The organism is Klebsiella sp. RC2 (genome assembly GCF_014192815.1).
Taxonomy (GTDB): Bacteria; Pseudomonadota; Gammaproteobacteria; order Enterobacterales; family Enterobacteriaceae; genus Klebsiella; species Klebsiella variicola.
Window position 1 is genome coordinate 21357 of sequence record NZ_JACHYL010000009.1, and the last position, 24733, is coordinate 46089.

Annotated in this window: 20 protein-coding genes and 1 pseudogene; 10 read left to right on the forward strand and 11 right to left on the reverse strand. The window is 59.5% G+C overall.

What is annotated here, in order from left to right; translation table 11 throughout:
* Positions 1–97: 97 nt before the first annotated feature.
* Positions 98–964: an AraC family transcriptional regulator gene (locus FHW76_RS23240; protein ID WP_012540503.1), complete on the reverse strand. Its 867-nt coding sequence runs from the start codon at positions 962–964 to the stop codon at positions 98–100.
* 108 nt (positions 965–1072) lie between these two features.
* Between FHW76_RS23240 and FHW76_RS23245 the strand changes: the two genes are divergently transcribed.
* Positions 1073–2413 (forward strand): MFS transporter, encoded by a 1341-nt coding sequence (locus FHW76_RS23245; protein ID WP_008806572.1) that lies wholly within the window; start codon positions 1073–1075, stop codon positions 2411–2413.
* Positions 2414–2489: 76 nt separating this feature from the next.
* The gene (gene rlmG / locus FHW76_RS23250) at positions 2490–3620 is read left to right on the forward strand and encodes a 23S rRNA (guanine(1835)-N(2))-methyltransferase RlmG (protein ID WP_012967193.1); all 1131 of its coding nucleotides are present in this window, start codon (positions 2490–2492) and stop codon (positions 3618–3620) included.
* A gap of 133 nt (positions 3621–3753) precedes the next feature.
* On the opposite strand, the gene FHW76_RS23255 is transcribed toward rlmG, so the two are convergent.
* The 3 genes from FHW76_RS23255 to lsrR form a co-directional block, all read right to left on the reverse strand.
* Complete coding sequence (locus FHW76_RS23255) at positions 3754–5775, reverse strand: NADPH-dependent 2,4-dienoyl-CoA reductase (RefSeq protein WP_110220890.1); 2022 nt, start codon at positions 5773–5775, stop codon at positions 3754–3756.
* A gap of 291 nt (positions 5776–6066) precedes the next feature.
* Positions 6067–7659, reverse strand: coding sequence for an autoinducer-2 kinase (gene lsrK, locus FHW76_RS23260; protein ID WP_183477036.1), 1593 nt, complete (start codon positions 7657–7659; stop codon positions 6067–6069).
* 37 nt (positions 7660–7696) lie between these two features.
* Positions 7697–8668 carry a transcriptional regulator LsrR gene (gene lsrR, locus FHW76_RS23265; RefSeq protein ID WP_012540508.1) on the reverse strand — a complete coding sequence of 324 codons (972 nt, stop codon included), beginning with the start codon at positions 8666–8668 and terminating at the stop codon, positions 7697–7699.
* 218 nt (positions 8669–8886) lie between these two features.
* Between lsrR and lsrA the strand changes: the two genes are divergently transcribed.
* Genes lsrA through lsrG form a run of 6 tightly spaced genes read left to right on the forward strand, consistent with a single transcriptional unit; the run spans position 8887 to position 14612 of the window.
* Positions 8887–10374, forward strand: coding sequence for an autoinducer 2 ABC transporter ATP-binding protein LsrA (lsrA, locus tag FHW76_RS23270; RefSeq protein ID WP_183477049.1), 1488 nt, complete (start codon positions 8887–8889; stop codon positions 10372–10374).
* Positions 10371–11405 (forward strand): autoinducer 2 ABC transporter permease LsrC, encoded by a 1035-nt coding sequence (lsrC, locus tag FHW76_RS23275; protein WP_016161856.1) that lies wholly within the window; start codon positions 10371–10373, stop codon positions 11403–11405. Before lsrA ends, lsrC begins: the two co-directional genes overlap by 4 nt.
* Positions 11406–12410, forward strand: a complete 1005-nt coding sequence (gene lsrD / locus FHW76_RS23280; protein ID WP_101139599.1) for an autoinducer 2 ABC transporter permease LsrD — start codon at positions 11406–11408, stop codon at positions 12408–12410.
* Entirely contained in the window at positions 12407–13420 is a 1014-nt protein-coding gene (gene lsrB / locus FHW76_RS23285) for an autoinducer 2 ABC transporter substrate-binding protein LsrB (RefSeq protein ID WP_008806564.1), read from the forward strand. The genes lsrD and lsrB overlap by 4 nt, the downstream gene beginning before the upstream one ends.
* A gap of 11 nt (positions 13421–13431) precedes the next feature.
* Positions 13432–14319, forward strand: a complete 888-nt coding sequence (gene lsrF, locus FHW76_RS23290; protein ID WP_012967199.1) for a 3-hydroxy-5-phosphonooxypentane-2,4-dione thiolase — start codon at positions 13432–13434, stop codon at positions 14317–14319.
* Positions 14316–14612, forward strand: coding sequence for a (4S)-4-hydroxy-5-phosphonooxypentane-2,3-dione isomerase (lsrG, locus tag FHW76_RS23295; RefSeq protein ID WP_002917723.1), 297 nt, complete (start codon positions 14316–14318; stop codon positions 14610–14612). The genes lsrF and lsrG overlap by 4 nt, the downstream gene beginning before the upstream one ends.
* 47 nt (positions 14613–14659) lie before the next feature.
* Here the strand turns inward: lsrG and ygjG are convergent, their stop codons facing one another.
* On the reverse strand, positions 14660–16039 hold the full coding sequence (gene ygjG / locus FHW76_RS23300; protein WP_110209481.1) for a putrescine aminotransferase: 1380 nt from the start codon (positions 16037–16039) through the stop codon (positions 14660–14662).
* A gap of 257 nt (positions 16040–16296) precedes the next feature.
* Positions 16297–16851, reverse strand: coding sequence for a PadR family transcriptional regulator (locus tag FHW76_RS23305; RefSeq protein ID WP_008806562.1), 555 nt, complete (start codon positions 16849–16851; stop codon positions 16297–16299).
* A gap of 237 nt (positions 16852–17088) precedes the next feature.
* Between FHW76_RS23305 and FHW76_RS23310 the strand changes: the two genes are divergently transcribed.
* Entirely contained in the window at positions 17089–17865 is a 777-nt protein-coding gene (locus FHW76_RS23310) for a siderophore-interacting protein (protein WP_175286753.1), read from the forward strand.
* 203 nt (positions 17866–18068) lie between these two features.
* On the opposite strand, the gene FHW76_RS23315 is transcribed toward FHW76_RS23310, so the two are convergent.
* The 5 genes and pseudogenes from FHW76_RS23315 to FHW76_RS23335 form a co-directional block, all read right to left on the reverse strand.
* Positions 18069–19718 (reverse strand): glycerone kinase, encoded by a 1650-nt coding sequence (locus FHW76_RS23315; RefSeq protein ID WP_032731288.1) that lies wholly within the window; start codon positions 19716–19718, stop codon positions 18069–18071.
* A gap of 75 nt (positions 19719–19793) precedes the next feature.
* Positions 19794–21215, reverse strand: a complete 1422-nt coding sequence (gene dhaM, locus FHW76_RS23320; RefSeq protein WP_023340740.1) for a dihydroxyacetone kinase phosphoryl donor subunit DhaM — start codon at positions 21213–21215, stop codon at positions 19794–19796.
* A gap of 10 nt (positions 21216–21225) precedes the next feature.
* Positions 21226–21858 carry a dihydroxyacetone kinase subunit DhaL gene (dhaL, locus tag FHW76_RS23325; RefSeq protein ID WP_008806558.1) on the reverse strand — a complete coding sequence of 211 codons (633 nt, stop codon included), beginning with the start codon at positions 21856–21858 and terminating at the stop codon, positions 21226–21228.
* A 10-nt stretch (positions 21859–21868) separates the two neighbouring features.
* Positions 21869–22939: a dihydroxyacetone kinase subunit DhaK gene (dhaK, locus tag FHW76_RS23330; RefSeq protein WP_023340739.1), complete on the reverse strand. Its 1071-nt coding sequence runs from the start codon at positions 22937–22939 to the stop codon at positions 21869–21871.
* A gap of 155 nt (positions 22940–23094) precedes the next feature.
* Positions 23095–23297 (reverse strand): annotated as a pseudogene (locus FHW76_RS23335) (hypothetical protein).
* A gap of 251 nt (positions 23298–23548) precedes the next feature.
* On the opposite strand from FHW76_RS23335, the gene FHW76_RS23340 reads away from it, so the two are divergent.
* Positions 23549–24646 carry a glycerol dehydrogenase gene (locus FHW76_RS23340; protein WP_088717894.1) on the forward strand — a complete coding sequence of 366 codons (1098 nt, stop codon included), beginning with the start codon at positions 23549–23551 and terminating at the stop codon, positions 24644–24646.
* The last annotated feature ends 87 nt before the right edge of the window (positions 24647–24733 follow it).

Consider the following 24733-nt stretch of genomic DNA (forward strand, 5'->3'; position numbering starts at 1 on the left):
TAATTTTAAGTGGAGGATGACTCAGGAGATATATAGACTGTTTCCATTTATATAATAAACGTCCACTTATCTGGTGATGCTGCTCACAAAAAACGATTTATTTCTCCGCCCGACTGCCTACGGCATCGGTGCTTCTGATTTTGTGGCGGAAAGATTGCGGAGTATCGTTCATCATCTCTTTAAACTTGAGGCAGAAGTAGGCGCTGTCAGTGAAGCCGGCACTTTGCGAGATATCGCTGATCTTCAGGTCGGTGTTTGTCAGCAGATTGACAGCGATATTGAGTTTGCGCAGCAGCATGAATTTCTTAAAGCTGATGCCAAAGGCGGATTTAAAGGTGCGGGAAAACCAGGATTTTGACCACTGACAGCGTCGGGCGGCTTCCTCTGTTGTCATTTCAAAATTTTCATTGGCATTAATGACTTGTAGTAGTTCGATAAGTTCGCTCAGGTAGCGATGATGGGTTCGTTCGGTAACAGGAACGGAATCTTTAAGGCGATTAAAAGCATGCAGTAGTACGCTTTGCATCAGGGAACGGAACAGCGAATCGGAGAAGTCGCTGAACTCACTGCACCAGCTCAGCAGCAGCTCAAGGCGCTCAGCCTCCTCGCCGGAAAGATAAACTACCGCGCCGCAGTGGGCCGCAGGTAGCGACAGATCATATCCTTCCAGCCACTCTTTTTCGAATTGCATAAGATAACGCTTGTGGCTGGCAGCGGGCGGTAGCGTCATTTCATGAATGAGTAGGGCAGGGACGTATACCAGCGTGTTGTTTTTAATGGTAAATTTTTCGTCGCCAATGGAATAGCTTCCCCCTGATTCTCTGAACCACATCAGTTCGTCCATCATATGGAAATGTGGAACTACATTTATCCCATTGAAATCATTTATGTTATCTGCTCGCAGCGTAAAGAGTTCACCTGCGCCAACGGGGATCTTTTCGAAAACGGGAGATTCGTCACTCATCGGGTACACTCTTCTTATATTTAACAGGATAATTTATACATAACCGGATTGCCCTTAGCAATAACGTATGCATATCAAATCTACCAGTGCTCTTATTGCGGAGGCGCGATGAATACTGCCCGTATTAGTATCAAAGAAAAATTCAGCTATGGTTTAGGCGACACCGGTTGTAATTTAGTATGGCAAACAGTGATGTTGTTCATGGCCTGGTTTTATACTGACGTATTTGGTTTAAGCCCCGCGCATATGGGAACCATGTTTTTAGCCGTCAGAGTATTAGATGCGGTGACCGATGTATTAATGGGGGCGGTGGCTGATAGAACCCGCACTAAATATGGTCAATTCCGGCCCTATATTTTATGGTTTGCCATTCCGTTTGGCGTATTGTGCTGCTTAACGTTTTATACCCCGGATTTAGGTTATAGCGGTAAGTTAATTTATGCCTATGTTTCTTATACTTTATTATCGTTAGTGTATACCGCTATTAACGTCCCGTACTGCGCGATGATTAATAATATTTCCAATGACTCCCGCGAGCGAGTATCGCTGCAGTCGTGGCGGTTTGCGCTAAGTACCTTAGGCGGCCTGATTGTGTCGCTGACTGCGCTACCGTTGGTAGCCTGGCTGGGGAAAGGCAATCTGCAAAACGGGTATTTCTACACCATGATGGTGATGGGCGCCTTGAGCATCGTGCTGTTCTTTATCTGTTTTGGCCTGACTAAAGAGCGCTACTCTACAGACATTACGGCCAATAATCAGAGCAGCATCCTTGATGACCTGAAAACCCTGCTGGCGAACAAAGACTGGCGCATTTTATTTACGCTGAACGTGGTGAACCTGATCGCCGTGCTGTTCAAAGGCGGTACCACGCTCTACTACGTCAATAACATTATGGGGCGCGCGGATCTTGGCAGCTTGTTGCTGACCACCACGCTGGCTTCCGGAGTGGTGGGAGCCATGCTGTCGCCGTTCATATTTAAGAACATCGATAAAGTGAAGGGCTTCAAGCTGTCAATGGCGCTGGAGGCGGTGCTGTTAATCGCGATGTATTTCGTCCCGGCGGGCAACGTCGCCGCCATCTTCACGTTGGTGATAATCATCAATATCATTCAGCTGGCGGCAACACCGCTACAGTGGAGCATGCTCTCAGATATCATTGATGCGGAAGAAAAGCGCAGCGGCAAGAAGCTCAGCGGAATTGTCTTCTCAACCAACCTGTTTGCAATCAAATTAGGGATTGCCATCGGCGGCGCGCTGGTGGGTTATCTGCTGGCGTGGGGGGACTACGTCGGCGGCGCCGCGCAGCAATCGGCTTCAGCGCTGCAGATGATTAAATTGTTGTTCACTCTCTTCCCGGGTGTGCTGGTGGCGCTGTTGATAGTGATAATGAATCGCTACAGTCTGGATGATAAACGTCTGTCGCATATGGCGCAGGAAAGCGGGAGATAATCGACCGATCTCTATTCAACTGGGCGAAGTTTGCGTATAAACTCGCGGGTTTTAGTATTCCGGAGGCGGAGAGGCGATGAGCCAGGCAGAGTTAAACGGTGAGTTATTCACATTAGAGCGGTTCCCACCTAACGCTGAAGAAGAAGCGCTACAGGCATGGGAAGCGGCGGATGAATATCTGCTGCAACAGGTGAATGACGTCGACGGCCTGACGCTCATCTTCAACGACGGCTTCGGCGCGCTCGCCTGCGCGCTGGCGGCGCGCAACCCGGTCAGCATCAACGACTCCTTTATTTCCGAGCTGGCGACCCGCCACAACCTGCGGATGAACGGTATCGATGAAGAGAGCGTGCGCTTTCAGGATAGCCTGAGCCCGCTACCGGCTGCGCCGGCGCTGGTGCTGATTAAGGTGCCAAAACAGCTGGCGCTACTGGAACAGCAGCTGCGCGCCCTGCGCGAAGTGGTCACGCCGGAAACCCGCATTATCGCCGCGGCGAAAGCCCGTGATGTGCACAACTCGACGCTGGCGCTGTTTGAAAAAATCCTCGGCACCACCACCACCTCGCTGGCGTGGAAAAAAGCGCGTCTGATCCACTGCGTTTTCACCGCCCCCAAGCTTGCCGATGCGCCGCAAACCTACAGCTGGAAGCTGGACGGCACGCCGTGGACCATCCATAACCACGCCAACGTTTTTGCCCGCAGCGGACTGGATATCGGCGCGCGTTTCTTCCTGCAGCATTTACCGTCTGATCTAGAAGGCGAGATCGCCGATCTCGGCTGCGGCAATGGGGTGATTGGCCTGCAGGCGCTGGCGCAAAACCCAAACGCCAGCGTGATGTTCACCGATGAGTCGCACATGGCGGTGGCTTCCAGCCGGTTGAACGTCGAGCGCAACCTGCCGGACGATATCGCACGCTGTGAATTTATGGTCAATAACTCGCTCTCCGGCATTGAGCCGGATCGCTTTACGGCGATCCTGTGTAATCCGCCGTTCCATCAGCAGCACGCGATTACCGACCATATTGCCTGGCAGATGTTTAACGATGCCCGCCGCAGCCTGAAATATGGCGGCGAGCTGTACGTCGTCGGCAACCGCCACCTCGATTACTTCCGTAAGCTGAAGCGCGCTTTTGGTAATTGCACGACGATTGCGACGAACAATAAGTTTGTCATTTTGAAAGCAACGAAGGTGCGTAAGCAGCGCTGATTCCTTTTGTTGTTTCCCCCCGGCTTGCGGCTGTCGCCTTAGCCGGGCTACCGACTGTCGCCTTAGCCGGGCTAGCGTACGGGATTATCGTGGTAGCCCGGGGAAGGCGCATCGCGCCGCCCCCGGGACACGGCTAAATCGCCAGCGCCAGTTTTGTGCCCTGGGCAATCGCCCGACGCGCATCCAGCTCCGCCGCCACGTCGCAACCGCCGATGAGATGCACCGTTTTCCCTGCCGCGCGCAGCGGTTCCGCCAGCTCGCGGCGCGGTTCCTGACCGGCGCAGATCACCACCTGATCGACCGCCAACAGTTGGCGCTCGCCGCCTATAATGACATGTAACCCTTCATCATCGATCTTTTCATAGCTGACCGCCGGGATCATTTTCACGCCGCGCGCCAGCAGCGTCGCGCGGTGGATCCAACCGGTGGTTTTGCCGAGCCCTTCGCCCGGTTTGCTGGCTTTGCGCTGTAGCATCACAATCTGTCGCGGGCTTTTACTCAGTTGCGGGCCTTCAGGATGCAGCCCTCCCGCCGTTTGCAGGCTGGTATCGATACCCCATTCGCGGCAGAACTCGCCGATATCCTGGCTGGTGGCCATGCCCGACTGGCTTAAAAACATCGCGGTGTCGAAGCCGATGCCGCCGCAGCCGATAATCGCCACCTTCGCGCCAACCGGCGCTTTATCACGCAAGACATCCAGGTAGCTCAGCACTTTGGGATGATCGATCCCGTCGATCGCCGGCAGGCGCGGGGCGATACCGGTGGCGAGGATTGTCTCATCGAACGTCAGCAGATCGTCTGCCGTGACGCGGGTGTTCAGGCGTAGATCGACACCATGAAGATCGAGCATGGTGCGGTAGTAACGCAGCGTCTCGTGAAACTCCTCTTTGCCGGGGATCTGTTTGGCGATATTAAACTGGCCGCCGATCTCCGGGAGCGCATCGAACAACGTGACGTGATGACCGCGAGCGGCGGCGTTAACGGCGAAGGCCAGACCGGCAGGCCCGGCGCCGACGACCGCCAGCCGTTTAGGCGCGTTGGCCGGCAGGACCGGCATCAGGGTTTCATGACAGGCGCGCGGGTTGACCAGACAGGAGGTGACTTTGCCGACGAAGATTCGATCGAGACACGCCTGGTTGCAACCGATACAGGTATTGATCTCCCCGGCGCGATCGCGCTGCGCTTTAGACATAAATTCGGCGTCGGCGAGGAACGGGCGGGCCATCGATACCATATCGGCATCGCCGCGAGCGAGAATATCCTCCGCGACCTGCGGATCGTTGATGCGGTTGGTGGTGATCAACGGGATCGACACCGCGTCTTTCAGCTTGCGGGTGACCCAGCTGAACGCTCCGCGCGGTACCGGCGTGGCGATGGTCGGAATGCGCGCTTCGTGCCAGCCAATCCCGGTGTTGATAATTGTCGCCCCCGCCGCTTCAATCGCTTTAGCCAGTTCGGTGACTTCCGCCAGCGTGCTGCCGTCGTTGACCAGATCGAGCATCGACAGGCGGTAGATGATAATGAAATCGTGGCCGGCGCGCTGGCGCACCGCCTTAACCACTTCAATGGCGAAACGCATGCGCCTGGCATAATCGCCGCCCCATTGGTCGTCGCGCTGGTTGGTGCGCGCGGCGAGAAATTCGTTAATCAGATAGCCCTCAGAACCCATCACTTCGACGCCGTCATAGCCCGCTTCACGCGCCAGTTGGGCGCAGTGGGCAAAATCATCGATCAGCGTCAGGATCTCATCGTGGCTCAGTTCATGGGGCGTAAAACGGTTAATCGGCGCCTGTAGCGCCGAGGGGGCCACCAGCGCGGGCTGGTAGCTGTAACGGCCGGTATGCAGGATCTGCAAGGCGATTTTGCCGCCTTCCTGATGTACCGCGTCGGTAATATGGCGATGGTGCGCCAGATGGCTGGCATCGTTGAGTACCGCGCCGCCGGCCATGGTGACGCCAGAGGGCGCGGGAGCGATGCCGCCGGTGACGATCAGCGCCACGCCGTGGCGGGCGCGCTCGGCGTAAAAGGCCGCCAGCCGCTGCGCGCCGTCCGGCAGCTCTTCCAGCCCGGTGTGCATCGAGCCCATCAACACGCGGTTTTTGAGCGTTGTGAAGCCCAGCTCAAGCGGGGCGAAAAGCGACGGATAGCGGCTCATAGTGGCTTCCAATGTAAAATTATTGTTATGTGGTCGGATGAGTTACTAATTTAGCCGTCGCGAAGAAAAAGGGAAAAGGGGAGTGCGGTGATTGTGATGGAATTCAAAGAACGGAACACGTTGTCCCTCACCCCGACCCTCTCCCAAAGGGAGAGGGAGAAAGGCGGACCGGCACCGATATTCAACGCTAGTGCCGAACGGTTCCCTCACCCAAAGGGCGAGGGGGAAAGGCGGATCGGCATCGGTATTCAAGGCCTGTGCCGAACGGTTCCCTCTCCCACCGGGAGAGGGTTAGGGTGAGGGGGCTACGCGCTGGCGGCGCTCCAGACCCGGCGCTTGCCACATCGACGTTGTCAGCCCGCTATCGACAAGGCCAAGCTGATCGGCGTACACCGTCTGCCACTTGCTCATCATCTCCTGATACAGCTCGCGATGCTGCGGATTTGGGGTGAACTCGCGGTGCCAGCTCACTAACCGCTCTCCGGTGCTGGCCATATCGTCATACAGCCCGGCGCCGGTTCCGGCGGCGATGGCGCAGCCCAGCGCGGTGGCTTCGCGAACCACCGGCACCCGCACCGGCAGGCCGGTGACGTCGCTGAGGATCTGGCTCCACAGCGCGCCTTTAGAGCCGCCGCCGGCAAACACCAGGCTCTCGAATGTTACCCCGGAGAACTGCGAAATCTGGGCCAGGTTGCAGGCGGAGACAATCGCTGCGTTCTCCTCCAGCGCGCGGAACAGGGTCGCTTTGTTGCACTTCTCCGGATCGATGGAGAGGTTAATAAACGACGGCGCGGCGTGGTACCACTGCTTAAAGTGCATGGCGTCGGAAAAAATAGGCATCACGCCGTGGGAACCGGCGGGCACGCGGCTGGCCATCTCCTCCAGCAGCGAATAGGCATCGACGCCGAGCCGCTCGGCAATCAGTTTTTCTTCAGCGCAAAAGGCGTCACGAAACCAGCGCATGGTCAGGCCGGTAAAGAAGCTGATCGATTCCGCCTGCGCCATGCCGGGAATGACATGAGGATTAACACGAATATTCATCTGCGGATCGGTGCGCACCTGCGGCAGGTTGACCACCTGCTGCCAGAAAGTGCCGCCGAGTACCGCAGTTTGCCCGGCGCGCACCACCCCAAGGCCCAGACAGCCGAGCTGGACGTCGCCGCCGCCCATCACTACCGGCGTCCCGGCGCGCAGGCCGCTCTGCTGCGCCGCCGCTTCGGTGACGGCGCCCAGCAGGGTACCGGTCTCTTTGACCGGCGACAGCATATCGGCGCGCAGCCCGGCCATATCCAGCAACGCCGGACGCCAGTCGCGGCTGAACAGGTCGAGCATGCCGGTGGTGCCGGCGTTTGACGGGTCGACCGCCAGCTCGCCGGATAGCTTCGCCGCCAGCCAGTCGCTGATCATGGTGATGGTTGCCGCTTTGCGGTAGATATCGGGGCGGTGGTGCGCCAGCCACAGCAGGCGCGGCATGGCGCTAAGCGCCAGGGTTTGTCCCGAGACCTCGTATACCTCGGATTCAAAACGATAGTCGTGGATCTCCTTAAGCTCCGCCACTTCGCGGCTGGCGCGGGCATCGACGTTGGCGCAGGCCCAGATGGCCTCGCCGTCGCGGTCATAGAGGACGATCCCTTCGCGCATCGAACAGCAGGCGACGGATTGAATATCGGCGGCAGAGAGCCTGGCGGCGTTGAGCGCCTGGCGAATACACTGGCAGGCCAGCTGCCAGTTGGTGGTAAGGTCGAACTCCATCGAGCCGGGGACGTTATCGACGCTCAGGTGTTTCCATTCGGCCTGGCCTACCGCCAGCTGGCGGCCATTAAGATCGAAAATGACCGCCCGAATGCTGCCGGTCCCGGCATCTAACGCTAACAGGTAACTCATGACATGCGCCTCGCTGTTGTCGCGCGGCGCCAGGCCGTCAGGAGGCCAGCGCGAGCACCGCGCGTGCTGTTGTCTCTTCCGTTACCAGGCCATTTATGCGCTTTCCAGTCAGAGCGGCATAAATCGCCTGCGCTTTTTCTTCTCCCCCGGCGACGCCGACGATGGTTGGCAGCTGCGCCAGCTCATCCAGGGTTACGCCGAGCAGTTCCCGATGGATCTCCAGTCCTTCTACCGGCCGGCCGTCGGCCTGCAGGAAATAACCTAAAATGTCGCCGACCGCGCCTTTGCGCGCGTACATCAGCTGTTCGCCCTCGCTGATATAGCCGGAGCGTAAAATCGTGGCGTCGCGCCGCTGATCGATGGCGCCAATGCCAACCACAGCCGCGTCCGCCGCCGTTGCTGCGAGGATAACGTCGCGCACGCTCGACTCACGGCGCAGGATCTCGGCGACCTCCGCCGAAGAGACCCGCAGCGGCGCCGGAATAATGCTGACGCTGCAGGCGGCATCAAGCTGGCCGATGCCGGTCATATAGGGGCCGACGCCGCCGGAGAGGGTCACCAGCCGCACCTGCTGCGAGCCGATAAAGCCGCTGAGATGCTGCAGGCAGCTCATGGTGGCTTCGCCGAACCCGACCGCAAGTAGTTGACCCGGTTGCAGAATGCCCATCAGCGACTGCGCCGCGCCGATACCCAGCCGGGTATTCATCGGCGGGGTGTTGAGCGCCGGCAGCACGCGGGCAATCTTGAGGCCAAAGCGCTGCTGGAGTTCACTTTCCAGCGCCAGACAGCCCTCATAGCGCGAGTTAATCTGCACGCGGATCACCCCGGACTGGCGGCCTTTCTCCAGCAGACGGGAAATCTTCAGCCGCGGCAGCCCCAAACGCTCGCCGATGTCATTTTGCGTCAGGCCGTCGTGGTAGTAGCACCACGCCACCCGCGCCACCAGCTCTTCCTCGGCTAACGCCAGCCCGGCGTAGCGGTTCTCTTCCGTAATGCGTTTTTCGCTCATAAATTGAACTCTTATAAAAATTTAGATCATATGTTCGCTATTGCGCGGTCGGAAAGTGTGAGCCGACTGGCAAAACGGATCTTTCATCGCTGGCCCATTTTTTCCTGAGGATCTAAAGCGCCAAAGTGTGATCTTCGCACGGTTGTAAATATAGTTCACCGTCTACGCTTTTGAACATTATTAAATTTAAAAATCATTTGTTCAATCGAGGCGCGATGATGAAGCCACTGCTTGAAGCTCGCCAGATTTGCAAACAGTTCTCCGGCGTTGCGGTGCTCAAGGGCATTGATTTCACACTAGGCGCGGGCCAGGTGCATGCGCTGATGGGCGGCAACGGCGCGGGTAAATCGACGTTGATGAAGATCATCGCCGGCGTTGAAACGCCGGATAGCGGTGAACTGACGATCGGCGACCGCGCGTTTGCGCGCCTCAGCCCGGCGCTGGCCCACCAGCTGGGCATCTATCTGGTGCCGCAGGAGCCGATGCTGTTTCCCAACCTCAGCGTGCGCGAGAACATTCTTTTCCGCCTGCCGAAGCGGGCGGATACCGTCGCGCGACTGCAGGACAAACTGCGGCAGCTGAACTGCCAGATCAACCTCGATGCCAGCGCCAGCACGCTGGAAGTGGCCGATCAACAGATGGTCGAGATCCTGCGCGGCCTGATGCGCGAGGCGCGGATCCTGATCCTGGATGAACCCACCGCCTCTTTAACCCCGGGCGAAACGGAGAGGTTGTTTAGCCAGATCCGCGCGTTACAGGTGCTGGACGTGGGGATCGTGTTTATCTCGCACAAACTGCCCGAAATCCGCCAGCTTGCCAGCCATATTTCGGTGATGCGCGACGGCGCGGTGGTGCTGAGCGGCGAGACCGCAACTTACCGCGATGAGCAACTGATTAGCGCTATGACGCCGGCCAGCCGCGACCATACGCTGAGCGACACGCAAAAGCTGTGGCTGGCGCTGCCGGGCAACCGCCGCACCCAGGCGCAGGATTTTCCCGTGCTGCGGGTGGAGGATCTTACCGGAGAAGGCTTTATCGATCTCAATCTGGAGATCCGCGCCGGGGAGATCGTCGGTCTGGCGGGACTGGTGGGATCCGGGCGCACCGAATTTGCCGAAACCTTATACGGCCTGCGTCCTCCGCGCGCCGGGCGGATCTGGCTGGAGAACCGCGAGATTAGCCGCGACAGTACCCGCGCCCGGCTGGCCAGCGGGCTGGTCTATCTCCCGGAAGACCGTCAGGTCTCGGGGCTGTTTCTCGATGCGCCGGTGCGCTGGAACACGGTGATGTTCAATCAGCCGTCGTGGTGGCAGCAGGGGAAACGGGAGGCGGCGGTGGTTGAACGCTATCACCGGGCGCTGGGGATCAAGCTGGCCGATGGCGATCAGCCCGTGCGCACTCTCTCTGGCGGTAACCAGCAAAAGGTGCTGCTGGCGCGCTGTCTGGAAGCTAATCCGTTACTGCTGATTGTCGATGAGCCGACGCGCGGCGTGGATGTCTCCGCCCGCGCCGATATCTATCAACTGCTAAAAAGCGTTGCCGCGCAAAACGTGGCGGTGCTGATGATCTCCTCCGATGTGGATGAGTTCGTTGGCCTGGCCGACCGGGTGCTGGTGATGCATCAGGGCCGCTACAGCGGTGAGCTGGCGCGACAGGCGGTGACCGTCGATCGCATGATGACCCTGGCCTTCGGAGGGCAGGCATGAAAACGTTACTGAAGAATCGCGAACTGAGCGCCTTCTTTGCCATCGTGGCGCTCTTTGCCGTGCTGGTGGCGCTCAATCCAGCCTATTTCAGCCTGCAGACCCTGGCGATGATTTTCGCCAGCTCGCAGATCCTTTGCCTGCTGGCATTGGGCGCGACGCTGGTGATGCTGACCCGCAATATTGACGTGTCGGTAGGCTCCACCGTTGGGCTGTGCGCCATCGCCGTCGGCGTGGCGCTGAACAACGGTTACGGGCTGGCGACGGCTATCGCCTTTGCGCTGGCGATTGGCGCGCTGGCCGGGGCGTTTAACGGCCTGCTGGTGGTGGGGCTGCGCATTCCGGCGATCGTCGCGACGCTCGGCACGCTGGGGTTGTATCGCGGGGTGATGCTGCTGTGGACCGGCGGGAAATGGATCGAGGGCTTGCCCGACAGCCTGAAGTCGCTCTCGGAGCCGGCGTTTATCGGCGTGTCGCCGCTGGGCTGGCTGGTGCTGGCGCTGCTGCTGGCGGGCGGCTGGCTGCTGTCGCGCACCGCCTTTGGTCGTGATTTTTACGCCGTTGGCGATAACCTCGCCGCCGCGCGCCAGCTGGGCGTGGCGGTCAACCGCACGCGGATGCTGGCCTTTACCCTCAACGGTATGCTGGCGGCCTGCGCCGGGATCGTCTTCGCCGCGCAGATTGGTTTTGTGCCTAATCAGACCGGCAGCGGCCTGGAGATGAAAGCCATCGCCGCCTGCGTACTGGGCGGGATCTCGCTGCTTGGCGGTACCGGTACGCTGCTCGGCGCGTTTCTCGGCGCCTTTTTCCTTACCCAAATCGACACCGTACTGGTGCTGTTCCGCCTTCCCGCCTGGTGGAATGACTTTATCGCCGGTCTGGTGCTGCTCGGCGTGCTGGTGCTCGATGGCCGCCTGCGCCAGGCGCTGGCCCGCCATCAGCGGGCGCTAAAGTACAGCCGTTTCCAGCCCGGTAATAAAGGGGGCAAACAGGTTGCCCGCTTTCCCGAACGCAAAAGCAAAGAGGTGGCTTAAATGAAGCTGAAGCTTAACTGGGAAAGCGCGCTGCTGGCGTTGCTGATCGCGGAAATCCTGCTGTTCGGCGCCTTGAATCCGCGCATGCTGGATCTCAATATGCTGCTCTTTAGCACCAGCGACTTTATCTGCATCGGTATTGTCGCGCTGCCGCTGACGCTGGTGATCATCAGCGGCGGGATCGATATTTCGCTGGGCTCGACCATCGGCCTGTGCGCCATCGCCCTCGGGGTGATGACCCAGGCGGCCTGGCCGCTGTGGCTGGCGGTATCGCTGACGTTGCTCTTGGGACTGCTGTGCGGGTTATTCAACGCCGCGCTGATCCACTACACCGGCATCAGCCCGCTGGTGATCACGCTTGGTACGCTGTATCTGTACGGCGGCGGCGCGCTGCTGCTTTCCGGGATGGCCGGCGCGACCGGTTACGAGGGGATTGGCGGTTTTCCCGATAGCTTCACCGCCATCGCCAATTTAACCCTCGCCGGACTGCCGCTACCGCTGGTGCTGTTCGCGATTATCACCTTTCTCTTCTGGCTGCTGGCCCATCGCGGGCGCTTTGGCCGCCATCTCTTTTTACTCGGGCAAAACCCGCGCGCCGCGCGCTATGCCGCGCTGTCGGTGAACGGCATCCCGTACGTGCTGTATGGCCTGGTGGGCGTCGCCTCGGCGGTCGCGGCGCTGGTGATGGTCTCCTATTTCGGCTCGGCGCGTTCGGATTTAGGCCGCGACCTGCTGATGCCGGCGCTGACCGCGGCGGTGCTCGGCGGGGCCAATATTTACGGCGGCTCGGGATCGATACTGGGTACCGCGCTGGCGGCATTGCTGGTGGGGTATCTGCAACAGGGTTTACAGATGGTCGGCATCCCCAACCAGGTGTCGAGCGCGCTGTCAGGGGCGCTGTTGGTTGTGGTGGTGATGGGGCGTTCGCTGAGCCTGCACCGTGAATGGGTGCGCGCGACCTGGCGGCGTCTTTTCTCGCATAGAACAATCGGAGCACAACAATGAAAACAAAACGTATCCTGCAGGTCAGCGCGCTGGCGCTGGCGATGAGCGTGGTTACCGCGCAAGCGGCGGACCGCATCGCCTTTATTCCTAAGCTGGTCGGCGTCGGCTTCTTTACCAGCGGCGGCAACGGCGCGAAAGAGGCGGGGAAAGCGCTGGGCGTTGATGTCACCTATGACGGCCCCACCGAGCCCAGCGTCTCCGGCCAGGTGCAGCTTATCAACAACTTCGTCAACCAGGGCTACAACGCGATTATCGTCTCCGCCGTTTCGCCGGACGGCCTGTGCCCGGCGCTGAAGCGGGCGATGCAGCGCGGGGTGAAAGTCCTGACCTGGGATTCCGATACCAAACCGGAGTGCCGCAGCATCTATATCAACCAGGGCACGCCGCAGCAGCTCGGCGGCCTGCTGGTGGAGATGGCGGAAAAGCAGGTCAGCAAACCTGCCGCCAAAGTCGCGTTTTTCTACTCCAGCCCGACGGTGACCGACCAGAACCAGTGGGTGAAGGAAGCCAAAGCCAAAATCGAAAAAGAGCATCCGCAGTGGCAAATCGTCACCACCCAGTTTGGCTATAACGATGCCACCAAATCGCTGCAAACCGCCGAGGGGATCTTAAAAGCGTATCCGGATCTCGACGCCATTATCGCGCCGGATGCCAATGCGTTGCCGGCGGCGGCGCAGGCGGCGGAGAACCTCAAGCGTCAGGGCGTGGCGATCGTCGGCTTTAGTACGCCGAACGTGATGCGCCCGTACGTTGAGCGCGGCACGGTGAAAGCGTTCGGCCTGTGGGATGTGGTTCAGCAGGGCAAAATTGCGGTTAACGTCGCCGATCGATTGCTGAAAAAGGGCGATCTTAACGTCGGCGACAGCGTTGAGGTGAAAGATATCGGCTCGCTGAAGGTCGAACCGAATAGCGTGCAGGGCTACCAGTATGAGGCGAAGGGCAACGGTATCGTGCTGCTGCCGGAGCGCGTGGTGTTCAGCAAAGAGAACATCAATAACTACGACTTCTGACGGAGGATGAGATGGCTGATTTAGACGACATCAAAGAAGGTAAGGACTTCGGTATCGACCGCCCGCAGCAGAATACGCTGTATACCCTGAAAGGCTGCGGCTCGCTGGACTGGGGCATGCAGTCGCGGATGGCGCGCATCTTTAATCCGCACAGCAACCGCACGGTGATGCTGGCCTTCGATCATGGCTACTTCCAGGGGCCAACCACCGGGCTGGAGCGTATCGACCTGTCGATTGCGCCGCTGTTTGCCGACACCGATGTGCTGATGTGCACCCGCGGCGTACTGCGCAGCCAGGTACCGGCGGCCACCAATAAGCCGGTGGTGCTCCGCGCCTCCGGCGGCAATTCGATTTTGAGCGAACTCTCCAACGAATGCGTGGCGGTGGCGATGGAAGACGCGCTGCGTCTCAACGTTTGCGCGGTGGCGGCGCAGGTCTATATCGGCAGCGAATACGAACATCAGTCGATCAATAACATCATCAAACTGGTGGATGCCGGCAATCGCTACGGTATGCCGGTCCTGGCGGTTACCGGCGTCGGCAAAGAGATGACCCGCGATGCGCGCTACTTCTCGCTGGCCAGCCGGATTGCCGCCGAAATGGGGGCGCAGTTTGTGAAGACCTATTTCGTTGAGGAAGGCTTTGAAAAAGTGACCGCCAGCTGTCCGGTGCCGATCGTGATTGCCGGCGGTAAAAAACTGCCGGAGCATGAGGCGCTGGAGATGTGCTGGCGGGCGATCGATCAGGGGGCGTCCGGGGTGGATATGGGGCGCAATATTTTCCAGTCCAGCGCCCCACGCGCGATGCTGAAGGCGGTGAAAAAGGTGGTGCATGAGAATCTGAACGCGCGCGAAGCGTATCAGTTCTGGCAGGAAGAGAAACAGGGAGAGCTGAAATGAATGTGACGCTGGTGGAGATCAATATTAAACCCGAGCGGGTGGATGAGTTTCTTGAGGTGTTTCGCGCCAACCACGAAGGCGCGCTGCAGGAGCCGGGCAACCTGCGCTTTGATGTCCTGCAGGATCCCGAGGTGAAAACCCGCTTTTTTATCTACGAAGCCTATAAAGACGATGAGGCGGTGCTGGCGCATAAGAAGACGCCGCACTATTTAGCCTGCGTCGAAAAGCTGGAGGAGATGATGTCGCAGCCGCGGCAGAAACGCAGCTTTATCGGCCTGTTGCCGCAGGTATGAGGATTTTCCTTCCCCCTCTCCCTGTGGGAGAGGGGGAAGGGCACTTATTACGCTTCTTCAACCGAGACGCGCAGGGCCGCCAGCGCCTTACGCGCCGCTTTCAGTACCTGCTCACACTGCTCCAGGGTGAGGGTCAGCGGCGGTTCAACGCGGATCGTCTTGGCGTTGTTTAACGTCCCGGCGACCAGCACCCGCTGTCTGAACATCTCGCTGGCAAAGTCGTAGCCAATCTCGTTATCGACAAATTCGATGGCCATCAGCATGCCTTTCCCGCGTACTTCATTCACCAGGTCCGGATACTCCTGCGCCAGCAGGCGGAACCCGTCCAGCAGCATATCGCCTTTCTGCGCCGCCTGCGCCGGCAGGTTTTGCGTCAACAGCACGTTGATCGTCGCCAGCGCCGCCGCACAGGCCAACGGGTTGCCGCCGAAGGTGGTAGTGTGCAGGAACGGGTTGTCGAACAGCACCGAGAAGACCTCTTCCGTCGCCACCGTCGCGCCGATCGGCATCACACCGCCGCCGAGCGCTTTCGCCAGACACAGAATATCGGGCTGAACGTTCTCATGCTCGCAGGCGAACATCTTGCCGGTGCGGCCCATGCCGGTCTGCACTTCGTCGAGGATCAGCAGGGTGCCAAACTCATCGCACAGCTTACGCACCGCCGGCAAATACCCCTGCGGCGGGAGGATCACGCCCCCTTCGCCCTGAATCGGCTCGAGGATCACCGCCGCGACGTCGTCGCCGGTTTTCTTGCACTCGCTTAGCATGGTGCGCATGGCGTTGATATCGCCGAACGGCACGTGGCGGAAGCCCGGCAGCAGCGGCATAAAGGGTTTGCGGAAGGTCGACTTGGCGGTGGCCGACAGCGCACCCAGCGATTTACCGTGGAAGGCGCCGCTGGTGGCGATGAAGGTAAATTTACCGCGCGGCGACTGATAGGCTTTCGCCAGCTTGATAGCCGCCTCTACCGATTCGGTACCGCTGTTGCAGAAGAAACTGTACTTTAGTTTGCCGGGCGTTAAGGCTGCCAGGGTTTTCGCCAGCATCGCGCGTAGCGGATCCAGCAGTTCCTGACTGTGAAGCGGTTGTTTCGCGAGTTGATTCTCGACGGCGGATACCACAACTGGATTACGGTGCCCTACATTGAAGATGCCAAACCCACCAAGGCAGTCGATAAATTCCTGTCCCTGGGTGTCGACAAGCGTATTTAACCCTCCCGCTTGCCACTCTACGGCTCCGTAATCCCCGCCGGCTGTGACCGATTTTCGATACTCTAAAAACCCCGGATTCACATGCTCTTTAAAGTATTCCCTGACCTCCTGGTTAAGTGCTTTCATTTCCTCATGATCAAGCGTGCGCTTTTCAATGAGATTCAGTGCGTGTGCGCTGCAGGCCAGAGCCGATGCGCTGGAAGGTAACCTGTTCAAAATGTGCTCCTGGGGCGGACGTATCACACGATACTGGATTAAGTATTGCAGGGATTACGCCAGTTCGGCAGAAGCGGTGAAAATCGGGATAAATGCAAGGTAAAAGACGAAATGTGTAAAATTTAATCTCATTGCGCCACTATTGGCATGTTTTATTCCTGAGCTGACAAGATTTTCTGCCTGGCAGCAATGGACGGGGCGATCCGCCGTGGTGCGGGCTGCCCCAGCGCGGGGCAGCCGGTGGTGAAAAAAGAGGCTTAGTCGAGCTGAGAGATCTCCATCGCCGCCCGGTCGATAATGCCGATGATCTGCTTGAGCTGGGCGGCACTGCTGGCCTGCTGGTTCACTTTCAGGTCGAGGACCGCTTTGAAGTTTTCCAGCGCGCGCTTCATCTGCGGATCCCGGCGCAGCTCGCAGCCGACCATCCGCGCCTGCAGACGCTCCTGGATATGGGCCAGGTGCTCCTGGTTCTCGGCGTGCAGCTGTTTTCCTTCCTCGCTGATAACGATTTTTTTACGTCCGTTGTCATCTTCCACGCTGATAAGGCCCTGGTCCTGGAGCAGATCCAGCGTCGGGTAGATCACCCCCGGGCTGGGGCTGTAGTTCCCCTGGGTAAGCGTTTCGATCTCTTTGATCAGCTCATAGCCATGGCTGGCGTTGCGGCTGAGGATATCCAGAATGATCAGCCGCAGTTCACCGTGGCCAAAGAAACGCTGGCGGCGTCCGCCGCCGCGGCGGCCATGGTCGCCGTGTTCGCTGGGATCACCGTGGCGCCCGCGTGGCCCACGCCCCTCTTCATGATGATGTCGCATGGTTACCTCCTGCTGTTTTTGATATATCTAATTTATATCTAAAAAATGAATGTTCGCAATGCTGGTTGATATTTATTTTTTAATATATTGATATATATGTAATTATTTTCTGATTGTGGATTTTGATGCGGTTTGTTTTGACTATATCAAAAAAAGACTTGCATTCTTTTTAGTTGGCAATCATTATCATTTGCATCAAGTTTAGATATATCTATTTACCGTTCACGAAGGCAATCGATGATGACAAAAACCAAAGCAGACAAGTACCCGCAGCGTGTCCGCAATGAGCTGCGTTTCCGTGAGCTGACGGTGCTGCGCGTGGAGCGCGCAGGCGCGGCGTTCCAGCGTATCGTGCTGGGAGGCGAGGCGCTGGAAGGCTTCGCTTCTCACGGCTTTGACGATCATACCAAGCTTTTTTTCCCCGAGCCGGGCGCGGCATTTACCCCGCCGCAGGTGACCGAGGAGGGGATTGACTGGGGCGAGGGCGTGCGGCCTGCCACTCGTGACTATACGCCGCTGTACGATGCCGAACGTCACGAGCTGACTTACGATTTCTATATCCACGATGGCGGTATCGCCAGCCGCTGGGCGCTGGAAGCAAAAGTGGGCGATAAGCTGGTGATCGGCGGCCCGCGCGGCTCGCTGGTGGTGCCGGAAGATTATGCCTGGCAGCTGTATGTTTGCGATGAGTCCGGCATGCCGGCGCTGCGCCGTCGTCTGCTGGGATTACGCCAGCTGCCGGCAAGGCCGCAGGTGACGGTCATCGTTACTATCGCCGATGCGTCGTATAAAGATTATCTGGCGGATCTCGACGGCTTTAACATCGAGTGGGTGGTGGGCCACAACCCGGCCTTCGTCGCCGAGCGTCTGGCCCAGGTGAAGGTGCCGGCGGAGGATTATTTCATCTGGCTGACCGGCGAAGGCGCGGTGGTGAAATCGCTGCTGGCGCGCTTTGAAGACGAGAGTATCGATCAGCAGCTGGTGCGTTCCCAGGCGTACTGGCACAGTAAGTAAAAAGCCATCGTGGTAAAACCCGGATAGCGGCTTGCGCCTTATCCGGGCTACGGTTGGCGCCGTTTTTTGTCGGGTGGCGGCTTACGCCTTACCCGACCTTCTATTCGGCGGTGTGACGTCGCCCCAGTAAAACCCGGATAGCGGCTTGCGTACGGTTGGCGCCGATTTGTAGCCCCGGTAAGCGCTGCGCCACCGGGGAAGGCTTATCGTTCCGCCAGGGCCTTAAACACCATCGCTACCGCATGGGCGCCGGGGTCCATGTTGCCGAGCAGGCTATCGCTGTTGAGATAGGACGCTCGTCCGGCGCCAGCTTTGCCCGACTGGCAGGTGCGATCCGCCCCGGCCTGCGCCGCGGCAAAAGCGGCCTGCAGATTCTCCGGTTCGGCCAGCAGCGCCGCCAGCGCCGGCTGCAGAGCGTCGATCATCGTCCGGTCTCCCTCATCGGCGCCGCCGTAAAACTTCATCTGTTCCAGACCGGCGTTCAGCGCCTCGGCCACGCTGGCGCCTTGTCCCAGCTTCTGCCCGGCAGCGGTGAAGAAGATAGACATCAATACCCCGCTGGAGCCGCCCATCACCACCGTCAGACGTTCGCCGATCAGCGCAAAGAGCGTTGGCAGATCGTTTAGCGGCAGCTGCTGGCGCTGCAGCAGGTCGGCAATCTCGCGCGCCCCGGCGGCGAAGGTGGAGCCGGTATCGCCGTCGCCCACTTTGGCGTCCAGCGCGTTGAGATGGGCTTCAAGGTCGGAGAGGGTGCCGGTCACCTGCGCGACGTAATCGCCCACCAGTGGATTGCCCGATGGTATAAAGTCGACGCGCGCGCTGGCGAGAGTGGACGGCATGATGTTAACTGCCCGCGGCTGCACCGGCGTCTGCCAGCCGGCGGTTTCCACGTCCGACAGCAGCGCTTTTTCAATACCCTCCTCCAGCACGATGGCGCTCAGCGAGAAGCCTTTCATATCCAGCGCCGTCACCAGCGAGGCCGGGCCTATTAACCAGTCAACGCGCGCCTGCAGCGGGGTGTTGGCCAGCTCGCGGGTCAGGATCGCCATCTCAGCCTCCGACACGCCGCCGAGGTTATTAAGCATCACCGCCAGGCGGCCGGTTTCCGGCAGGGCGGCAGTCAGTTTTTCCACCATCAGGTTGACGATTTCCGCACTGTTTTGCGTGGCGATCGTCGAGGCGCCTGGCTCACCGTGGATGCCCATTCCCAGCTCGGCATGACCGGCCTGATGGCGCGGCGCGCTGTCGGCTTCCTGCGGCAGGTGGCAGCTGGCCAGCGCCACCCCGATGCTGGCGGTATGGCTGGCGGCGTATTGCGCTTCACGCTGGACGGTGGCGAGGTTGAAGCCGCGCTCGGCGAAATAGCCCGCCACTTTATGCACCAGAATGGTCCCGGCGATGCCGCGCGGCTGCTTGTTATCCGGCAGCGAAATGTCGTCGCCGACGATCAGCATCTCCACGTTGTAGCCGAGACGGCGCGCTTTCTCCGCCGCCAGGCCGAAGTTAAGCCGATCGCCGGTGTAGTTTTTGACGATCAGCAGGCAGCCCGCCTCGCCGGTCACCGCCTGAATGGCGGTAAGCACCGCGTCGACGCTCGGCGAGGCGAACAGATCGCCGCAGACCGCGGCGGTCAGCATGCCTTTACCAATAAAGCCGACGTGCGCCGGTTCATGGCCGGCGCCGCCGCCGGAGATCACCGCCACGTTGTTTTTATTCAGATCGCGACGGACCACCACCCGGATCGCCGGGTCGCTCTCCAGACGGGCGAGGTTATTCCACGGGCTGGCGATAATGGTACCCTCAATCACATCGTTGACGAGGCTGGCGCGCTGGTTAAAAAAGAATTGAGACATAGTGGTTCCTGAAGAGTAAGCGAAAACTCACCCTCCGGAGGCAGGCCTCCGGAGCGGTAACGGTCAACGTGAATTTTAGTCACGGATAAGGCGTTGGTTACGCATATCGAGCGCGATGGCTTCGCCAGGCTGAATATCCTTCAGCGCCTCGCCCTGCTGGCACAGCCAGACGATCCCCGCGGCGCGGGCGATAATCGCGCCGTGAGCCTGTTCGCTGCCATCGCGCAGGCACAGGCCTTTAATGAGGCTGGCATCCAGTTGTAAGACGGTTGAGGGATAAATGTTGTCGGCAATAATAATTGTTGGCTCGCCGGGCGTCGGCAGCGTCTCCTGAATACCCTGCAGATGGCGCAGGGTGCGCTGCAGAATATCTTCGATATCGATATAGCGCGCCTGCAGGTAGGGGTCATCCAGCTGGCGATACTGCTGGCTGAGCTCCATTAGCACCTGATGCCACGCCCATTCCGCCGAGCATTGTTCGGTGAGCAGACGATCGTTGGCGGCATCAAACAGATCGTCATCGTCGAGCAGGGTGTGGTGCCCGGCGAAGATCGCCGCGATATCGGCGTTAAATTTATTTTCCGCCAGCTCGGTCAGGGCGATAAGATCCGCCAGCGTCTGGTCGATGGCCTGGCGCAGGCGCTGCTGCTCGCGGGCGGCATCGGCGGCAGCCGGGCGGAGCGGCTGGATCAGGGCCAGCGGATAGCGCAGGGCTGCGCCTTCGACGCGCTCGGGCGTTGCCGGAGCCGCTGCCGGTTGCCCCGCAGGCGATTCACCGAAGTTATCGGCGGCCAGCGTCTGAAACGCCGCCAGCGCCGCGTCGGCATCCGGACCGCGGGCCAGCAGGCGCAGCTTATCGTTGCGGCGGACCTGCAATAGCGCGATTTGGTTGAGGCTGTCCGGTTTGACGCACTTCCCGTTTTTCTCCAGCAGCAGATCGGCGTTAAAACCCGCCAGCGCGGCGACCAGCTTCGACGCCGGTCGCACGTGCAGGCCGTTGTGGTTGTTAATAATAACTGAAACCGATTTTGTGTCGCCATCGTCGGCAAGCGTCGGCGCCGGCGCGGCGTCAGAAGTTGGCGAAGGTAAACCCAGCTGAACCCGCTTGGCCTCCAGGGCGCTCATGGCGTCGGCGATCACCTTGTCGATCCCGGCGCCGGAGGCAGCGCTGACGGTGGCCGCCAGCGTCCCTTCCACCAGCGGCGCGGCGCACAGCCGCACCTTCGCGGCAATCGTCGGATCGAGCAGATCGAGGGCGGTTTCGGCGCTGAGCAACGCGCTGCCGATATCCATCATCACCAGCACGTGATCGGTATCGGCGACAGATTCGATCGCCTCCATGACTTTAAGCGGATCGGTGCCGATCGGGCTGTCGGGATCGTCGATCCCGGCGGCGATCGCCAGTTTGCAGCCATCGTTGATTAACATCTGCCGGGCCAGTTCTCCGACACCTTCGCCCAGCCGGGCGCTATGAGAAACAATAACCAGGTTTACCATCGCGATTTCCTTACTCTTTGGCGGCGGCGGCCAGCATCTGAACCATAAATAGCACCGAGGTTGCGCCGGGATCCTGATGTCCGATGCTGCGCTCGCCGAGATAGCTGGCGCGGCCTTTACGCGCCTGCATGGTGATGGTGGCGTGGGCCGCACGCTCGGCCACTTCGCAGGCGGCATCCAGCGCGGCGGCGATCGACAGGTGCTGCTCGCTGGACTGGCGCAGGGAGTCCGCCACCGGCAGCCAGACGTCGCACATGGTTTTATCCCCTGGCTCCGCTTTGCCGCGGTTGACCACCCCGTCCGCGCCTTCGCGGATCATCAGGTACAGTTCGTCGAGGGTCAGGCTCTGGTGGGCCTGAGTGACCTGCGCGGCGCGAATAAAGAAGGTGCCGAACAGCGGGCCGCTGGCGCCGCCAACGTTGGAGAGCAGCGTCATGCCGGTATTTTTCAGGATAAAGCCAATATCTTTATCGGCGATCGACGGCAGCTTTTCGACCACTTTACTAAAGCCGCGGTGCATATTGAGACCGTGGTCGGCGTCGCCGATCTCTTTATCGAGGCCGGTGAGAAAATCGCTCTCTTTGGTGAAAATGTCGCCGCAGCGGTACAGCCAGTCGACGATTTGCGTTCTGTTCAGTGACATGTCGTGCTCCTTAGTTTCCCCAGTTCAGCGCCGGGGTATGAACCGGGGCGTCCCATAGCGCCAGCGTCTCATCATCCACTTTCAGCAGGGTGATGGAGAAGCCCGACATATCCAGCGAGGTGCAGTAGCTGCCGATGAGGTTACGTTCGATGATGATGCCAGACGCTTCGCAGCGCTGGGCGAGACGGTGATACACGCCGTACAGTTCGGACAGCGGGGTGGCACCGAGGTTATTGACCAGCGCGATGACCCGGTCGCCGTTTTGCAGCGCGGTTTTGCTCTGCTTCACTTCCTGCCACGCGCCCTTGACGGTATCCCACTGGCGCAGCGTGCGGCTGTAGGCGCCATTCTCCAGCAGGGTATCGAACATCTCATCGACGGTTTGGTCCAGCGAGCTGAAGTGGCGGCGGTCGATGCCCGGCTCGCCGTGAATGCCGACGCCGAACTCCATCTCGTCATCTTTCAGCGTAAAGGAGGGCTGCCCGGCGGCCGGTACGGTGCAGGCGCCGAGAGCGATACCAATCGAGTGGCCGAGATTGTTCAGGCGGCGGCCCAGTTCAGCGCAGGCTTCCAGCGAGTCACCGCGCTCGGCGGCGGCGCCGACCAGTTTTTCGATCAACACGGTATTGGCGACGCCGCGGCGACCAGCGGTATAGAGACTGTCTTTCACCGCCACGTCGTCGTCGACCACCACGGTGGTGACTTTAATGCCGCTCTCATGCAGCAGCTCGGTGGCGGTTTCGAAGTTCAGGATGTCGCCGGTGTAGTTTTTGATAATCAGCAGAACGCCTTCGCCGCCGTCAATTTGCATCGCGCATTCGAACATTTTGTCCGGCGTCGGCGAGGTGAAAATTTCCCCCGGGCAGGCGCCAGAGAGCATGCCCTGGCCGATATAGCCGCAGTGCATCGGCTCATGTCCGCTGCCGCCGCCGGAGAGCAAGGCCACCTTGCCGGCCACCGGCGCGTCGGTGCGGGTCACATATAGCGGGTCCTGATGCAGGGTCAGCTGCGGATGGGCTTTAGCCAGCCCCTGTAATTGTTCATTCAGTACATCTTCAACACGGTTAATCAGCTTTTTCATTATTCAGTGCTCCGTTGGAGAAGGTTCGATGCGGCCTCTCTGCTGGCGGAGGCGGTCATCGCGTAGGGGTATCGTCTGACGGTGGAGCGTGCCTGGCGATATGATGATTCTGGCTGAGCGGACGAAAAAAAGAATGCCCCGACGATCGGGTTTCATTACGAAACATTGCTTCCTGATTTTGTTTCTTTATGGAACGTTTTTGCCGAGGATACGGTGAAAATGCGAGCTGGCGCGCTTTTTTTCTTCTGTCATAAGCGGCGGTCAGGATGGCTGGCGAAGCGGGTGGGAAAAAATTTTTGCTGATTTTCTGCCGGCTGCGGGAGAAAAAAAGGCCGAAAAGGGGGGATGGTAAGGGCATTATGCGGCAGATGAGCGGATCGGGATCGCAATCCTGACAGAGAACAGGGTTTTTTGTTCCAATATGGAACGTAAAAAATTAACCTGTGTTTCATATCAGAACAAAAAGGCGAAAGATTTTTTTGTTCCCTGCCGGCCCTACAGTGATCGCACTGCTCCGGTACCGTTCCGTTCAGGCCGCGTTTTCCGGCCGGCGCGGATAACGCCAGGGCTCTTCATGTCTACATGCGCACTTATTTGAGGGTGAAAGGAATGCTAAAAGTTATTCAATCTCCAGCCAAATATCTTCAGGGTCCTGATGCTGCTGTCCTGTTCGGTCAATATGCCAAAAACCTGGCGGATAGCTTCTTCGTCATCGCCGACGATTTCGTGATGAAGCTGGCGGGAGAGAAAGTGGTGAATGGTCTGCAGAGCCACGATATTCGCTGCCATGCGGAACGGTTTAACGGTGAATGCAGCCATGCGGAAATTAACCGTCTGATGGCGATTTTGCAAAAACAGGGCTGCCGCGGCGTGGTTGGCATCGGCGGCGGTAAAACCCTCGATACCGCGAAGGCGATCGGTTACTACCAGAAGCTGCCGGTGGTGGTGATCCCGACCATCGCCTCGACCGATGCGCCAACCAGCGCGCTGTCGGTGATCTACACCGAAGCGGGCGAGTTTGAAGAGTATCTGATCTATCCGAAAAACCCGGATATGGTGGTGATGGACACGGCGATTATCGCCAAAGCGCCGGTACGCCTGCTGGTCTCCGGCATGGGCGATGCGCTCTCCACCTGGTTCGAGGCCAAGGCCTGCTACGATGCGCGCGCCACCAGCATGGCCGGGGGGCAGTCCACCGAGGCGGCGCTGAGCCTCGCCCGCCTGTGCTATGATACGCTGCTGGCGGAGGGCGAAAAGGCCCGTCTGGCGGCGCAGGCCGGGGTGGTGACCGAAGCGCTGGAGCGCATCATCGAGGCGAACACCTACCTCAGCGGCATTGGCTTTGAAAGCAGTGGCCTGGCCGCCGCCCACGCGATCCACAACGGTTTCACCATTCTGGAAGAGTGCCACCATCTGTATCACGGTGAGAAAGTGGCCTTCGGTACCCTGGCGCAGCTGGTGCTGCAGAACAGCCCGCTGGACGAAATTGAAACGGTGCTGGGCTTCTGCCAGCGCGTCGGCCTGCCGGTGACCCTCGCGCAGATGGGCGTCAAAGAGGGGATCGACGCGAAAATCGCCGCGGTGGCGAAAGCCACCTGCGCGGAAGGGGAGACCATCCACAATATGCCGTTCGCGGTGACCCCGGAGAGTGTGCACGCCGCTATCCTCACCGCCGATCTGTTAGGCCAGCAGTGGCTGGCGCGTTAATTCGCGGTGGCTAAACCGCTGGCGCCGGTCGGCGGTTTTTCTTTCTCCCCTCTGGCAGTGACTGCCGGAGGGGTTCTCTATGGTAAA

Excerpts from the sequence above, each read along its gene's own strand:
- FHW76_RS23240 (WP_012540503.1), bottom strand. The coding sequence starts at position 964 with ATGAGTGACGAATCTCCCGTTTTCGAAAAGATCCCCGTTGGCGCAGGT.
- FHW76_RS23245 (WP_008806572.1), top strand. The coding sequence starts at position 1,073 with ATGAATACTGCCCGTATTAGTATCAAAGAAAAATTCAGCTATGGTTTA.
- rlmG (WP_012967193.1), top strand. The coding sequence starts at position 2,490 with ATGAGCCAGGCAGAGTTAAACGGTGAGTTATTCACATTAGAGCGGTTC.
- FHW76_RS23255 (WP_110220890.1), bottom strand. The coding sequence starts at position 5,775 with ATGAGCCGCTATCCGTCGCTTTTCGCCCCGCTTGAGCTGGGCTTCACA.
- lsrK (WP_183477036.1), bottom strand. The coding sequence starts at position 7,659 with ATGAGTTACCTGTTAGCGTTAGATGCCGGGACCGGCAGCATTCGGGCG.
- lsrR (WP_012540508.1), bottom strand. The coding sequence starts at position 8,668 with ATGAGCGAAAAACGCATTACGGAAGAGAACCGCTACGCCGGGCTGGCG.
- lsrA (WP_183477049.1), top strand. The coding sequence starts at position 8,887 with ATGAAGCCACTGCTTGAAGCTCGCCAGATTTGCAAACAGTTCTCCGGC.
- lsrC (WP_016161856.1), top strand. The coding sequence starts at position 10,371 with ATGAAAACGTTACTGAAGAATCGCGAACTGAGCGCCTTCTTTGCCATC.
- lsrD (WP_101139599.1), top strand. The coding sequence starts at position 11,406 with ATGAAGCTGAAGCTTAACTGGGAAAGCGCGCTGCTGGCGTTGCTGATC.
- lsrB (WP_008806564.1), top strand. The coding sequence starts at position 12,407 with ATGAAAACAAAACGTATCCTGCAGGTCAGCGCGCTGGCGCTGGCGATG.
- lsrF (WP_012967199.1), top strand. The coding sequence starts at position 13,432 with ATGGCTGATTTAGACGACATCAAAGAAGGTAAGGACTTCGGTATCGAC.
- lsrG (WP_002917723.1), top strand. The coding sequence starts at position 14,316 with ATGAATGTGACGCTGGTGGAGATCAATATTAAACCCGAGCGGGTGGAT.
- FHW76_RS23305 (WP_008806562.1), bottom strand. The coding sequence starts at position 16,851 with ATGCGACATCATCATGAAGAGGGGCGTGGGCCACGCGGGCGCCACGGT.
- FHW76_RS23310 (WP_175286753.1), top strand. The coding sequence starts at position 17,089 with ATGATGACAAAAACCAAAGCAGACAAGTACCCGCAGCGTGTCCGCAAT.
- FHW76_RS23315 (WP_032731288.1), bottom strand. The coding sequence starts at position 19,718 with ATGTCTCAATTCTTTTTTAACCAGCGCGCCAGCCTCGTCAACGATGTG.
- dhaM (WP_023340740.1), bottom strand. The coding sequence starts at position 21,215 with ATGGTAAACCTGGTTATTGTTTCTCATAGCGCCCGGCTGGGCGAAGGT.
- dhaL (WP_008806558.1), bottom strand. The coding sequence starts at position 21,858 with ATGTCACTGAACAGAACGCAAATCGTCGACTGGCTGTACCGCTGCGGC.
- dhaK (WP_023340739.1), bottom strand. The coding sequence starts at position 22,939 with ATGAAAAAGCTGATTAACCGTGTTGAAGATGTACTGAATGAACAATTA.
- FHW76_RS23340 (WP_088717894.1), top strand. The coding sequence starts at position 23,549 with ATGCTAAAAGTTATTCAATCTCCAGCCAAATATCTTCAGGGTCCTGAT.